At 29.7% G+C, this 15,221-nt stretch carries 12 protein-coding genes, 1 pseudogene and 2 other annotated features; of the genes and pseudogenes, 1 reads left to right on the top strand and 12 read right to left on the bottom strand.

Annotated features, from left to right (window positions below; genetic code table 11):
* Positions 1–41: 41 nt before the first annotated feature.
* The 4 genes from ACZ41D_RS05740 to pgsA form a co-directional block, all read right to left on the bottom strand.
* Entirely contained in the window at positions 42–1,694 is a 1,653-nt protein-coding gene (locus tag ACZ41D_RS05740; protein ID WP_464152966.1) for a hypothetical protein, read from the bottom strand.
* A gap of 152 nt (positions 1,695–1,846) precedes the next feature.
* Positions 1,847–4,495 (bottom strand): valine--tRNA ligase, encoded by a 2,649-nt coding sequence (locus tag ACZ41D_RS05735; RefSeq protein ID WP_464152965.1) that lies wholly within the window; start codon positions 4,493–4,495, stop codon positions 1,847–1,849.
* A 31-nt stretch (positions 4,496–4,526) separates the two neighbouring features.
* The gene (locus ACZ41D_RS05730) at positions 4,527–4,697 is read right to left on the bottom strand and encodes a hypothetical protein (protein ID WP_464152964.1); all 171 of its coding nucleotides are present in this window, start codon (positions 4,695–4,697) and stop codon (positions 4,527–4,529) included.
* Positions 4,698–4,744: 47 nt separating this feature from the next.
* Positions 4,745–4,962: a binding site (T-box leader), on the bottom strand.
* Between the two features lie 48 nt (positions 4,963–5,010).
* On the bottom strand, positions 5,011–5,571 hold the full coding sequence (gene pgsA / locus ACZ41D_RS05725) for a CDP-diacylglycerol--glycerol-3-phosphate 3-phosphatidyltransferase (protein WP_464152963.1): 561 nt from the start codon (positions 5,569–5,571) through the stop codon (positions 5,011–5,013).
* A gap of 211 nt (positions 5,572–5,782) precedes the next feature.
* Here pgsA and ACZ41D_RS05720 point away from each other — a divergent pair, with 211 nt between their 5' ends.
* On the top strand, positions 5,783–6,784 hold the full coding sequence (locus ACZ41D_RS05720; protein WP_464152962.1) for an ABC transporter substrate-binding protein: 1,002 nt from the start codon (positions 5,783–5,785) through the stop codon (positions 6,782–6,784).
* Between the two features lie 24 nt (positions 6,785–6,808).
* Here ACZ41D_RS05720 and trpS read toward each other — a convergent pair whose 3' ends face one another.
* The 8 genes and pseudogenes from trpS to ACZ41D_RS05680 all read right to left on the bottom strand — a co-directional run.
* Positions 6,809–7,810 carry a tryptophan--tRNA ligase gene (gene trpS, locus ACZ41D_RS05715; protein WP_464152961.1) on the bottom strand — a complete coding sequence of 334 codons (1,002 nt, stop codon included), beginning with the start codon at positions 7,808–7,810 and terminating at the stop codon, positions 6,809–6,811.
* 55 nt (positions 7,811–7,865) lie between these two features.
* Positions 7,866–8,074: a binding site (T-box leader), on the bottom strand.
* Between the two features lie 51 nt (positions 8,075–8,125).
* Positions 8,126–9,199 carry a tRNA 2-thiouridine(34) synthase MnmA gene (gene mnmA, locus ACZ41D_RS05710; protein WP_464152960.1) on the bottom strand — a complete coding sequence of 358 codons (1,074 nt, stop codon included), beginning with the start codon at positions 9,197–9,199 and terminating at the stop codon, positions 8,126–8,128.
* Positions 9,200–9,339: 140 nt separating this feature from the next.
* Positions 9,340–11,073, bottom strand: coding sequence for a thioredoxin domain-containing protein (locus ACZ41D_RS05705; protein WP_464152959.1), 1,734 nt, complete (start codon positions 11,071–11,073; stop codon positions 9,340–9,342).
* Between the two features lie 307 nt (positions 11,074–11,380).
* Positions 11,381–11,713, bottom strand: coding sequence for a type II toxin-antitoxin system HicB family antitoxin (locus tag ACZ41D_RS05700; RefSeq protein WP_464152958.1), 333 nt, complete (start codon positions 11,711–11,713; stop codon positions 11,381–11,383).
* A 202-nt stretch (positions 11,714–11,915) separates the two neighbouring features.
* Complete coding sequence (locus tag ACZ41D_RS05695; protein ID WP_464152957.1) at positions 11,916–13,037, bottom strand: aminotransferase class I/II-fold pyridoxal phosphate-dependent enzyme; 1,122 nt, start codon at positions 13,035–13,037, stop codon at positions 11,916–11,918.
* Positions 13,038–13,243: 206 nt separating this feature from the next.
* On the bottom strand, positions 13,244–13,624 hold the full coding sequence (gene gloA, locus ACZ41D_RS05690; protein WP_464152956.1) for a lactoylglutathione lyase: 381 nt from the start codon (positions 13,622–13,624) through the stop codon (positions 13,244–13,246).
* A 105-nt stretch (positions 13,625–13,729) separates the two neighbouring features.
* Complete coding sequence (menA, locus tag ACZ41D_RS05685) at positions 13,730–14,674, bottom strand: 1,4-dihydroxy-2-naphthoate polyprenyltransferase (RefSeq protein ID WP_464152955.1); 945 nt, start codon at positions 14,672–14,674, stop codon at positions 13,730–13,732.
* 286 nt (positions 14,675–14,960) lie between these two features.
* Positions 14,961–15,218, bottom strand: a pseudogene (locus ACZ41D_RS05680) (FGGY family carbohydrate kinase); the annotation flags it as partial.
* Between the last annotated feature and the right edge of the window lie 3 nt (positions 15,219–15,221).

The raw sequence follows: 15,221 nt of genomic DNA, 5'->3' as shown, positions 1-15,221 counted from the left end.
AATATTATCTCTAAAATTTTAATCTAGATAACAATTGTTATCTAGATTAAATATGGGGTATAAAGAAAATTCATAAGTATGTGAGCAAACAATAAAAATACAATATAAATCTTATACGGAGCATCCACCTCTTTTTCTTTACTAAACAATCTTGCTCCAATTATACCAATACCGGTAAATATTATTGGTATCAAATATTTAACTCCACTAAGTTTTAATATTTTAGGCATAGCAGCAATACTTAAATATCCATAGTAAAAATCCATTGAAATTAGCTGAAATACTAAAAATATTATAAATCCTATTATAATAAAAACTTTCTTTTTATTTCTTATCATTTCATTAAACATAAATAAGAATAAAAGATAAAATGCAGATGGCAAAAGAGGAATTAATCTAGCTCCAAATGCTATAATAAACAAATAAGATAGATTTGGTATTTCTCCAGATAAACCTAAAAGCACATCTCTAACTTCAACTTTATTAAGTAAATTTATGACACTACTATTATTACTTGCTACTTTAATATAAGTCTTATCAAACCCTCCTGGTTCATTCCAAAAAACATATCTTAGTTCATTATTTCTCAATAATACTGGATTAGATGACCAAGAATTAGTATTCGATAAAAGCTTAGCATCTTCAATGCCTTCAGGAGTAATAATTAACCTAACAACATTAGAATTTTGGCAAAGTACATCTAAACTATTATTAGAAGTCGTAATAACTTCTATTCCATCATCATTCGTATTAAGTATAATAGGTAAACTAGTCAAAGAATAAATTTTTTTCGGTATATCATTTTTTAATATTATCGAATTAAATATTTCTTTACTAAACTTGTCATAACCATCGATATAATATAAATAAACTCCTTGATTTTGTCCTTGTACTACAGCTATAGAATATACATAATTTTTATCTATCCCTATTCTAGTCCCTACCAATCTATTGCTTATTTCTAATACTTCATTTAATTTTATTGATTCAGAAAAAACACCATCAAAATATTCTGTAACATATACGTATTTTCTTAAAGAATCATCTTTAGGTTGTTGTACACTTTGAATATATATTTTATCTTGATTTGATAATAGTATTACTCCAATAATATTATTAATATCATCAATTTCAGCAACTCTAGTTATACCATCTTCTTCAACACTAAATAATACTACATTTCCTAATGTATCAGCTACTGCAGCATATACTTTTTCATCTTCTTTTAGAATATCAAAACTATTTACATTTTCAAATAATTTTTCAACTTTCTTTATTTCTTTAAAATTTTCATTAAAAATACCTCTATAAACTATATTGTTACTATCATCTCTCCAATATAAACTGTGATCTATAAGCTTAACATCATCTCTTCTTATAACATTAAAATCAAAGTTATCAATATATAAATTATATTCATCAAGTAACTTTAAATTCATATCAAATCTTACTGCACTAATTTCTTTTTTCCCATTTTTAGATGGATAAAAAACTAAAATGTTATTGTTCTCAATTTTAGGAATAGAAGGCCTGTTAAAAGAAGTAGCTCCAACAATATAGCTCCTACTCCAATCAGGGCAAGGTTGCCTAGTTGTTATAATAACATTCTGGACTGTATGAATGATTACGATTGTAATAAATACCAATATAAAAAAAATCAATGATTTCTTGCTAACTCTTTTACCTACCTTCATCATATCCCCCCAACGAAAATACTTACAAATTAATTTTACCATATTATAGCAGCCCGATTTGTTAAAATATTTTAATAAATTTTACAAGCTAAAATTTTCCTTACAAATATGCAATATTTAAAATAAGAAAGACCTCTAAAAAGAGACCTTTCTTATTTATTCTTTAAACTTTTTAATCTTTCTAATACCTTATTCATCATATCCTCATATTTTTCTTTCTTTTCCCTTTCTTTATCAACAACTTGTTTTGGTGCTTTATTTGCAAATCCTTCATTTGATAATTTCCCAACTACTCTCTTAATCTCTCCTTCAAGTCGTTGCTTTTCTTTTTCTAGCCTTTCAATTTCTTTCTCAATATCCATTAATTCCTCTAATGGTAGAAATATTTCACATTTGTCAACAACGGCAGACATTGCATCTTCGCCAATACCTGTTTTATCATCTCTTATTTCTATCTCTGATGCATAAGCTAATGTTGTAAAGTATACTGTTCCTTCAGATATTACATTTTTTATCTCTTGATTATCTGTTACAAATATAACTCTTGATTTTTTCGAAGGTGCTACATTTACTTCTGATCTAATATTTCTTATACTCTTTATAGCTTCCATAATAAATTGTATTTTTTTCTCTGCATCTTTATATTTATTTTCTTCGTTAAATATTGGCCAATTAGAAACTATTAAACTTTCATTTGTCTGTGGAAGGTGTTGCCATATTTCTTCAGTAATATACGGCATAAACGGATGTAATAACTTTAAAATATCTTTTAATACATAAAGCAATACATTTTGAGCAACTTCTTTACTATCTTCATTTTCCCCATATAATCTTGGCTTAACCATCTCTATATACCAATCACAATATTCATTCCAAGTAAAATCATAAATCTTTTGAGCTGCTATACCTATTTCATATTTCCCTAGGTTTTCAGTCACTTCTTTTACAACATCATTAATTCTAGAAATAATCCACTTGTCTTCTTCGGCTAATACTAGATCATTTAAATCATCTTTCACTTTTTCTTCTGAAAGATTCATTAACACAAATCTAGTAGCGTTCCAAAGCTTATTTGCAAAATTCCTACTTGCTTCAACCCTTTCAATATAAAATCTCATATCATTACCTGGAGTATTGCCTGTAATAAGTGAAAATCTAAGTGCATCTGCACCATACTCCTCTATAATTTCCAATGGATCTATACCATTTCCAAGAGATTTACTCATTTTTCTCCCTAATGAATCTCTTACTAATCCTGTAATAAATACATCTTTAAAAGGTACATCATTGACATGCTCTAATGCTGAAAATACCATCCTTACTACCCAGAAAAATATAATATCGTATCCTGTTATCAAAACATCCGTTGGATAAAAATACTTAAGTTCCTCTGTCTCCTCAGGCCAACCCAATGTTGAAAAAGGCCATAAAGCTGATGAAAACCAAGTATCTAGAGTATCTGGATCCTGAACTATATTACTGCTATTACATTTTGGGCAACTACTTGGCTTTTCTCTAGATACAATAACCTCTCCACAATCATTGCAATAGTATACTGGTAAACGATGCCCCCACCAAAGTTGTCTTGAAATACACCAATCCTTTATATTTTCTAGCCAATGTTTATATATCTTACCAAATCTATCAGGAACAAATTTTAACTTGTTTTCCTCATAAACTTTTAATGCTGGCTTAGCTAAAGGTTCCATTTTAACAAACCATTGTTTTGATATTATAGGTTCAACTACTGTTCCACATCTTTCACAATGACCTACATTGTGTAAGTGATTTTCTATTTTTACAAGATAACCTTGTTCTTCTAAATCTTTAACAATCGCTTTTCTAGCTTCATATCTATCTAATCCTTTGTATTTCCCACCATTTTCATTTATAGTTGCATCATCAGCCATAATTTTTAATTGTCCTAAATTATGCCTTGCCCCTACTTCAAAATCATTAGGATCATGAGATGGTGTTATTTTTACTGCACCTGTTCCAAATTCCATTTCAACATATTCATCTGCTATTATAGGTATCTCCTTATTAACTAATGGAAGTATTGCATATTTACCAACAACATCCTTGTATCTATCATCATCAGGATGAACTGCTATAGCCAAATCACCAAGCATAGTTTCTGGTCTTGTAGTTGCAATAACAATATAGTCATTACTGTTCTTTATTGGATACCTAATGTACCATAACTTTCCTTGAGCTTCTTCATGTTCAACTTCAGCATCAGATATGGCAGTACCACAACTTGGACACCAGTTTATTATTCTATCTCCCCTATATATAAGTCCTTTTTTATATAATCTAATAAATACCTCTTCTACTGCTTTACTTAATCCCTCATCTAATGTAAATCTCTCTTTGCTCCAATCACACGAAACACCTAGTTTTCTTAACTGTTTTTTTATATTACCTCCATATTTCCTAGTCCATTCCCAAGCCTCTTCTAAAAACCCTTCTCTACCTAATTCTTCTTTTGATTTCCCTTCTTTTTTTATCTTTGCTACTACCCTTGCTTCTGTTGAAATACTAGCATGATCAGTTCCAGGAAGCCATAGTGCTTCATATCCTTCCATTCGTTTCCATCTAATTAAAATATCTTGTATAGTATGGTTTAATGCATGACCCATGTGTAAATTCCCAGTAACATTAGGTGGTGGCATCATAATAGTATATGGCTTTTTTTCATAGTTTACATCCGCTTTAAAATAACCATTCTCTTCCCAAAATTTATATATCCTATCTTCAAAATCTTTTGGGTTGTACTTTTTTGCTAGACTTTCTTTCATTTGTAACCCTCCCAATTAAATGTTTTTCAAATTAGCTACCATAAATCATAATAACTACTCCTACTATAGTTATACCTAATCCTGTTGACTTAACTATTAGAAGTGATTTTAAATCTGGTATTTTCCCTTTTTTATAAAGCCTATCTGAACCAAATACTATAACAGAGCCAATAATAAATAAAGCTAAACCAAGAGAAGACATTTAATCACACACCCTTAAAAATATAATTAAAGCCCTTCATCCTAATACATAAGGACGAAGGGCTATTCTCGCGGTACCACCTTATTTCCACATAAAAATATGTGGCTCTTAAAAGTATAACGGCTTTACCCGTGAAAGTCTACTCTATTCAACTTACAAGCTCCAGAGCTACCTTCAGTAAATATTGCCTAATAAAACCTTTCAGCCTATGGGTTTTATTCTCTTTATAGGGTATTTACTTACTCCTCTCCTTCACAGCCAATACTAATATGTACTTGAGAAATTATATAACAATATAATATAAATAAAACAATTATTTGTCAATATCTCTTTTTAAATCTTTACCATAATATCCACTTTTAATATGTCTGAAATCGTTAAGGTAATTAATAAAAGCAAAAATAGTTAACGCTACAGCTAAAATAATTAAAAAATAACTTAACATAGTTGGAACCTTAAATGCAACAGAAAGAATGGCAACGTAAAAGGATAGTGTAGCAATTTTACCATATTTATTAGCAGGTATAACTGTTTCATGCTCAAAAAAGTATAAAATTAATCCTCCAATAATCATCATAAGTTCTTTTAGTCCAACAACAACAATAACCCAAACAGGTAAAAAACCAGCTATAGTAAAAGATAGTAATACTGTTATTTGCATTAATTTATCTGCAAGAGGGTCTAATACCGTTCCTGCCTTGGTTATTAAATTATACTTTCTAGCTATGTACCCATCTAAGACATCTGTTATCCCAGCTAATATGAAAATATAAGTTGCTATTAAGATATTATTTTCAATAGATGAAAAAAAAACTAAAATAAAAGCAGGAATCATAAAAAATCTTATCATAGTTAAAAAATTTGGTATGTTCATACGTCACCTCATATTAATATGTACTTTATATTTGTATGTTTATTTTAGCGTAGGACTTGTAATCCTATACAGCAGTATTAATAATATTTTTCGTATTTCTCTTTTTATTATACTAAAATAATCAGTTTAGTCAAAATCTATTTGTAACCATATTCAAAAATGTGAATAAAATAAAAATATAATATTACTATTTCAAATAGGAGGTACAAGAATGGCAAAAATAAAATACATTAGTCTCATTTTAATATTCGTACTAATAATTAGCTTGTTTACAGGATGTCAAAAAGATGAACTCAAAACAATTAAATTAGTGGAAGTAACGCATTCAGTATTTTATGCACCACAATATGTAGCATTAACACAAGGGTACTTTGAAGAAGAAGGTCTAAAAATCGAATTAACTAATGGAAAAGGAGCAGATAAATGCATGACAGCTTTACTTAGTGGTGAAGCAGACATAGGTTTTATGGGCCCTGAAGCTTCAATATACGTATACAATCAAGGTAAAGAAGACTACGCTGTAAATTTTGCTCAATTAACACAAAAAGATGGTTCTTTCCTCGTTGGGAGAGAAAAAGATGATAATTTTACTTTTGATAAACTTAAAGGAAAAACCATTATAGGTGGCCGCAAAGGTGGCGTACCTGAGATGACTTTAGAATACGTATTGAAATCTAAAGGTCTAGATTTAGAAAAAGATGTAACAGTACGTACAGACATTCAGTTTGACGTAATGGCTGGTGCTTTTATAGCAGGAGAAGGAGATTATGTAACATTATTTGAACCAGTTGCTTCATCATTGGAAAAAGAAGGAAAGGGTTATATTGTAGCCTCAATAGGAAAAGAAGGAGGTTACATCCCTTATACATGTTATTCAGCTAAAAAAAGCTATATAGAAGAAAATCCAGATATCATACAAGGTTTTACGAATGCTATTTATAAAGGCATGCTTTGGGTTCAATCTCATACTCCTGAAGAAATAGCTGAAGCACTCAAACCACATTTTCCTGATACAGAAGATGATATACTTATATCTCTTGTTAACAGATACAGAGACCAAGACACATGGAAACCAGACCCTGTACTCACTAAAGATGGCTTAGAGCATTTGATGGAAATAATGGAAATGGCCGGTGAACTTGATAAAAGAGCACCTTACGAAAAAATAGTAACAACAGAATTTGCTGAAGAAGCAATGAAAAGCATCAAGTAGCCAGAATTTTTCTGGCTACTTTTATTAATATTTTCTAGGAATTAGACCTACCTTTCTATATACCTTTCTCAAAGTTTTTATAGCCTTTCTTTCTGCTCTGTTAGCACCCTCAGCATATATTTTTTCTAAATAATCCTTGTTATTTATCAATTCGTTATATTTTTCTCTTATCGGTCTTAATCCTTCAATTACAATTTCTGCTAAGTCTTCTTTAAATTTACTATAACCAATACCTTCATATTTGTTCACAATTGATTCTATAGTTTCACCTGACATTGCAGAGTAAATATTAATTAAATTTTTAATTCCTAACTGTTCATCATTATATCTTACTTCTCCTATTGAATCAGTAACTGCTCTTTTAATTTTCCTCTTTATATCATCTGGACTATCAATTATTCTTATAGTTGCATTCTCATTAGTATCTGATTTTGACATTTTCTTGTCTGGTTCTTGAAGACTCATAATTCTTGCACCAATTTTAGGAATATATGGTTCTGGTACTTTAAATGTCACACTATATCTATTGTTAAATCTTTGTGCTATATCTCTAGCTAGCTCAAGATGTTGTTTTTGGTCTTCTCCTACTGGTACAAGATCTGTTTGATAAAGTAAAATATCAGTGGCCATAAGTACTGGATAAGTAAAAAGACCTGCATTTATATTTTCTGAGTGTTTTTTAGCCTTATCTTTAAATTGTGTCATCCTACTTAATTCGCCCATATAAGTCATACAATTTAAAATCCATGTAAGTTCCGCATGTGCACTAACATGAGATTGAATAAATAAAGTCACCTTTTCAGGATCTAATCCACATGCTATATACTGTGCTAACGCTTCTAAAGTTCTTTTTCTCAATTCTTTAGGCTCTTGAAATACAGTCAATGAATGTAAGTCAACAATACAATAATAACAATCATATTCATCTTGAAGTTTTACCCAATTCTTAAAAGCTCCGATATAATTTGCAAGAGACAATTTGCCAGAAGGTTGTGCACCACTAAATATGACTTTTTTTTCTTCCATAATATATACCTCCTTACTTATCAAAATAAAACTATAAAACCCTTCGTCTCTCTAATATAGAGACGAAGGGTTAACTCCGTGGTACCACTCTATTGAGTCCAAAGACCCACTCTATCCGCTAACGAGGATTAACCGTCAAATCTTACTAAACTTCAGATCCAAGCTCATGAGTCCATTCAATATATTTCCTTTATTAGGCTCCCACCATCCCTAACTCGCTCTAAAAGGAACAATATATCTACTATTCTCATTCATAGCTTTAAGAATATTTTTATATATATTATATATTAAAAATAAAAAATGTAAATATATTTTTTATAATACCTCGTCTATTACTCCTCCACCAACAACAAAATCATCTTTATAAAACACAGCAGATTGTCCTTTTGTAATAGCTCTCTGCTTTTCTTCAAATATTACCTTTACTCTTCCATCTTCAAGAGGAATAATCTCTGCAGCTGATAATTTTGCAGAATACCTTATTTTTGCCTGTACCTTCATTTTTTCTTGTAATTTATCAAACATAATGAAATTTAAATCTTTAACAATTAGTTCAGTTTTGAATACATCTTTTTCGTCGCCAATAACAACTTGGTTAGTTAAAGGATTTATATCAATAACATAAACTGGTTTTCCAAGAGCTAACCCTAATCCTTTTCTCTGCCCTATAGTATAATATACTATTCCTTCATGTTCTCCTAAGATATTTCCTTTTTTGTCAACAAAATTACCTTTTCTAATTTTCTGCTTTGCATTTTTCTTTATAAAATTCCCATGATTATTATCAGGTACAAAACAAATCTCTTGACTATCTCTCTTTTGAAAGACTGGTAATTCTTGTTCCTCTGCTATTTCTCTTACTTCAGTTTTATAATAATCTCCACAAGGCATTAGGGTATGTGCTAACTGATATTGAGTTAAATTATATAACATATAAGTTTGGTCTTTACTAGAATCTTTACCTCTTTTTAACAAGTATCTTCCATCAACTTTTTCAATATTAGCATAGTGGCCAGTAGCTATATAACTTGCTCCTAATGCTTTAGCTTTCTTTAAAAATTCATCAAATTTTATATATTTATTACATACAACGCATGGATTTGGAGTTCGTCCTCGCATATATTCATCAATAAAATAATCTATCACATTTGTACGAAAAGCACTCTTAAAATTCATCATATAAAAAGGAATATCTAAAACATCTGCCACTATCCTAGCATCATTTGAAGCAGACAATGAGCAACATCCCCTATCATTTTCCTCAAATAAATCGTCATCTGTTAGTTTCATCATAACTCCAATTACATCATAGCCCTGTTTCTTCAATAAATAAGCTGCTACAGAGCTATCCACCCCTCCACTCATACCAATTACAACTTTTTCTTTCATATCTATCACCTTTATCTATTATTTATTATAAGAGTCGAACTTCGACATCTTGATTTATACTACCTTAACAAAATTACTTTTCCAATATATGAGGAAATTACATAATAAAATAATTTAAGAAATTTTGCAAGTTCCTCATTTTAATACATCCAATATTTTACTTCATTGAATCTACAAGTATTTGTCAATATATTGTACATCATTAATTGGCTCAAAACAAGTATGATTTTTACATAAATACAAAACGGAATAGCTCCGTCATATACATCCTTAGGTCTTAATATCAATTCCTCACTATCATGAGCATTGAGAAAAAATCCTGCTGAATTATCATCCCAAAATTGTTTTATCATATTTTCATTTAAGGCTACTGCTTTTTCTAAGTATTTAAGATTAAAAGTAGCTTCATATAGCTCAATTAAACCCCATATAAGAAAAGCATAATCGTCTAATGTGCCAAGATTCTTGCTTTCACCATCCCTATATCTTTTATATAACTTATCTGCTCTATTCATCAATTTACTAAAAATGAAATTACTCGCTTTTTCAGCAGCTTCAACATACTCCTTATGTCCTAAAATCCTACCACTATAGGATAATGAAGCTATCATAAGCCCATTCCACGATGTCAATATTTTATCGTCCTTAAATGGCTTAATTCTTTTTTTTCTGTATTCAAATAATCTCCGTCTTGATTGTTCAATATTATTACTTAAAGATTCATCATACTCTATATCTTGTAGATCTGTTCCAATAAGATTAGGTATGTTTTTACCCTCGAAATTCCCTTTATCAGTTATATTATAGTGCTTTACAAAGATTTCTCCATCTTTTTTACCTAAAACATCTTCTATTTCTTTTAAATCCCAAACATAAAATTTGCCCTCTATTCCTTCTGAGTCTGCATCCTCTGCAGAATAAAACCCTCCTTCTTTAGAAAGCATATCTCTAATAACATAGGAATATATCTTTTCAGCAACATTTTTATATAATGTCTTTCCTGTAATCTGATATCCTTCAGTATATGCTATACCTAATAGTGCATTGTCATATAACATCTTTTCGAAATGAGGAACAAGCCATTTTCTATCTGTAGAATATCTAGAAAATCCAAAACCTATGTGGTCAAATATGCCTCCTCTATACATTGACTCTAATGTCTTATCTACAATTTTTAAATACCTATCATCATTTGTACTCTTCCAATATCTCATTAATAACAATAAATTATGAGGTGTTGGGAATTTAGGTTCTGTTCCAAACCCACCATATACTTCATCAAAAAGACTCTCTAAATCTTCAACTGCCTTTTTTACTAACTCTAAGTTAGCATCAAATTCATCTTCTTCATTCATCATTGACTTAATATTATTAGTTATACTATCTCCATACGAAATAAGTTCATCTTTTTTATCATCCCATGCCTTACTTATACTTTTTAGAATGCTTATTAATCCAGCACGACCATATCTATCATTTTTAGGAAAATAAGTACCAGCATAAAAAGGCTTTTTATAAGGAGTTAAAAATATATTTAAAGGCCATCCTCCTTGACCTGATAATGCTTGACAAAAAGTCATATATATATTGTCTAAATCAGGTCTTTCTTCTCTATCTACCTTTATTGAAATAAAGTATTCATTCAAAAGCTTGGCAACATCATCATCCTCAAAAGATTCCCTCTCCATCACATGACACCAATGACAAGTCGAATACCCTATTGATAGAAATACAGGCTTTTTTTCTTTCTTAGCCTTATCAAATGCTTCTTCTCCCCAAGGAAACCAATCTACAGGATTATAAGCATGTTGAAGTAAATATGGGGATTTTTCATGTATCAATCTATTAGGTTTTTGATGCATAACTATTGACATGTTAACACCTTCTTATGGTTTTTATGTAGTTTTCCACTGGAGAAGTTGGACTATTCACAGTAGCAGATTTTACGAAGTAAAGATTTTTTATATTTTAGTTCTCCTTATTTTATTTATGTGTCATCATACACTGAAAATTGATTTGAATTGATTTTACTATGTGTTTTCTTTTAATTCTAAATCCTATAACTGGCTATCTTTAAATAAAAAAACACCTCATATGTTTCCATATGAAGTGTATAATCTAGATGTCTAGTGACATCAATAGTATAAGATAAAAATTTGTGAAGCCTAATCCTCTTATATTTTATTTTCTTTGTAAAGATATGACATTTCCCTCATCATCATAAAAGGTAAATTCGGACAAATCTATATCTTCAGTATTGTATGATATATAAAAAGCTTTTTCATTATCTTTTAAATTTATATCTTTTAACGGAGTCATTTTGGGTAACTCATAAACTTGCATCGTCAATGTGTTCAATTCTAAAGCTTCTTGAGCCATTAAAAGCCCTTCTTCTTCTGATCTAGCACAACTTATACATTCAGGTATATCTGGAAATGATATAGATATTCCATAAGCTTCTTCTTTTTCATCATACTCATTGTAATCAAAAATAGCATAATATCCAATTTTCATAAGATTGCCTCCATCATATATTTAACCAGCTTGTTTCCACATCATGACATGGGGACGTTTCATTTGTCATTCTCTTGTTACTTTTCAACCATTCCACGTCCCACATTTAAAACTCTATTTAATTGTCTTATGATTGTCCCTGTATTTTTATAGACTATTTTATTTTTTGTATACTAATTAATATAGGCATTGCCAATTCATCTCAATCTATATTGTTTTCAATAATGTATTCCTCAAATTTTGCTAAACTTTCAGCGAAACTTTTCCTTCCAAATCCCATCCTAAAGTACTGACCAGGAAATGAATAAACACTAGATGGTAACAAAAGAATTCCTTTTTCACTAACCAAATTATCACAAAATTCATCGATAGGAATATTAATGTTCATTTTTATAAACCCTATAGGCCCTGCCATAGGTCTATTAAACAGGAATAATCTTTTATGCCTATTAAAAAACTCTTCAGCTATTTTTAGATTCTCTTGTATAATATTTAAATTTCTTCTTAAAATTTCATCACTATGCTTTAATGCTACTATTGACAAAAATTCAGATGGTCCACTGCTACAAATACTCGTGTAATGCTTCATTTTAATAAGTCTTTCAATAAGATCTAAATCCTTAGTCGCCAACCACCCAATTCTAAGTCCAGGTAATCCATAAGCTTTTGACATAACACCTAGTGATATACCTTTTTCATAGCAATCTGCAAGCCATGGTCGCTTAATACCATCAAGCTCTATACCCTTGTATACTTCATCACAAAAAACATAAATATCATGTTTTTTTGCTATTTCTACAATAGCTTCGATTTCTTCCTCTTTTAAAGTATACCCTGTAGGGTTGTTTGGACTGTTAAGAACAATAAGTTTTGTATTAGGTTTAATCAACTTCTCTAGCTGGTTTATATCTATAGTCCAACCATTATCTTTTTGTTCTATATGCCATTTTGAAACCTCACACCCAATAGCTTTAGCTACTTCAAAAAGTGACTGATAAATTGGAAACTGACTAATTATATGGTCACCTTTATCTAGCAATACATTCATAAAGTTAAATATAGGTTCTTGAGCTCCAGCATGAACAATGATATTTTCTGGTTTCATTGTAGTGTATAATCCTGAAATAATTTTTCTAAGCTCTGGGTTCCCTGGGACTTCAGTATATCCAAGCCATACATTTAAGAACTTTTCTCTAGATCCTTCCTCATAACTAAGCAAATCATTAATTGACATAGATTCACAATCAGACTGAGTCAATAAGTATGGTGCTGTAAACTCATATTTACCAAAATAAACTTCTAATTTAAAATCATTAATTTTCATAATACTCACTACCTTTCTTAATTAGAGTAAACTATGGAAATGCATAATAAAATATTTTAACCTAATTATATAATTTTCTATAATATTAAGAAAAGCATTTCTTAACTATTTGAAATGCTTTTCTTAATATTATAGATACTGTAAAAAATTAATGATAATAGCTGAACACTAAGCTTTTAGGTTAAAATCTGATACATGAGAAAATGTTATGCTCTTATTATTTCAATCTCATATCCATCAGGGTCAGTAATAAAATAAAATTTTGGTTTATTACCTGGTAAACCCATTAATTCAGTTACTTTATATCCCATTTTTATATGCCTTTCTCTAGAAGCTTCTAAGTCATCTACAGAAACTCCAATATGGCTAAATCCATTTCCAATCTCATAAGGTTTTTCAGGATTATAATTATAAGTTAATTCTATTTCATGGTTCCCAGAAGCATCACTTAAAAACACTAAGGTGAACCCACTATCTGGAAAATCTTTTCTTCGTTTTTCCTCAAATCCTAAAGCTTCTTTATAAAATTTTAACGATTTTTCTAAATCCATAACTCTTATGCAAGTATGAAGAACTTTATAATTCACAATATAATCACTCCTTTTAAAAATATATTGTTACTGACCTCTTAATCCCATAGAAAAATTTATATAATTTCTCTATATTAAAAAGTTACAAACTTAATTTTTATCTTACAAAATCAATGCTATAGCTAATGCAAATATCTGCCCTACATTTATAAGAACAAAATTCTTAACTGATACAACAAATGTATCTTTTTTAGTTTGTTTGCCATGAAATATTTTTATATTTTTATTTACTGGTACTAGAGTCAATAATGTAAGCAAAGACGTAATAGGAGCAACTCTTAGTGCAAGTAATATCAATATGTCAACATATGAAATATAATAAAGAATTTTAAATAATTTTAATGCTCTTTCCTTTCCAATATAAATTGGAAGAGTATATCTATTATTAGCCAAATCATCCTCTATATCACAAGTATTATTAGCAAGCATAATATTTGCTATTCCGTGTATTGCAGGTACAGACATTAAAAAAATATAAATTATTTCTTTAATATTTACGCTAAAACTAAGCATACCTCCATCAATAAAAAAGGAAATGATACCAATATCATATATATGAATATAAATTGATATAAACATGATTACAAATCCCATAAATATTCCAGAAAACACTTCCCCTAAAGGCGTTCTTGATATTGGAATAGGTCCAAAAGAATATATTATTCCTATCAAAAAGGACAATCCGCCTAAAAGCAAGGTAATAATCGTCGTATTTAAAAACAATATAAAACCACATACAATAGCAATAATTAGTAATATAGCTATTGTAATTCTTACAGTTGATTCCTTCAAATTGTCTCTAACAATAGCATTGTGTTCTTCATAGTTATAACCGTGGGTTTTATTAGCTTTTTTATAATCAGTATAATTATTAATAGCTGTAGTAGCCATATCAAAAGCTATCAATGATAAAAACATGAGTATAAAATTGCTAGTATTAAATTTATTAAATCTAAATAAAGCATAAAGAGACCCTAAAGCAAAAGGAATAACGCTTGCTACTTTTGTTTGTATTTCTACTAATTTTAAGAAACTTGCTATGGTCATATATTTCCTCCCTTTGTCTCATTTAATATATTCAAACTCATACCTATTACATTATATCATTTATAACATATACATTGAAGTTTTTTTAACAATGAATATACTATTCTTCTTCAGCCCAATTTAAAGATCTTCCTACAGCTTTTTCCCAACCCTTATATATTTTTCTTACATGTTCATAATCCATTTTGGGATTAAAAACCTTTTCTACCATCCATATAGACGATATCTCATTTCTATCTTTCCAGAAACCCACAGCTAATCCAGCTAAAAAAGCAGCTCCTAAAGCAGTTGTCTCTCTCTGATTTGTTATTCCAATAGCAGCAATTTCTTGTGGTCTTATTCCTGCAGTTTCTAATACTTCTCTTGCAACACCGCTTTGCGTACCCCATATCTCCATTGGGTCATGTTCTACCCAACCTGCCTTTGGATAAAATTGTGTAAACTCTTTTTGAGCTACCTTTACCATTTCACCTTCATGATTAAATAATATAGCTCTTGAACTTGTCACCCCCTGGTCTAAAGCCATAATGTATTTCTTTTTCATCGT

Source organism: Brassicibacter thermophilus, assembly GCF_055378355.1.
The sequence above is the reverse complement of the archived record's forward strand: the minus strand, read 5'-3'. Positions and strand labels throughout refer to the sequence as shown.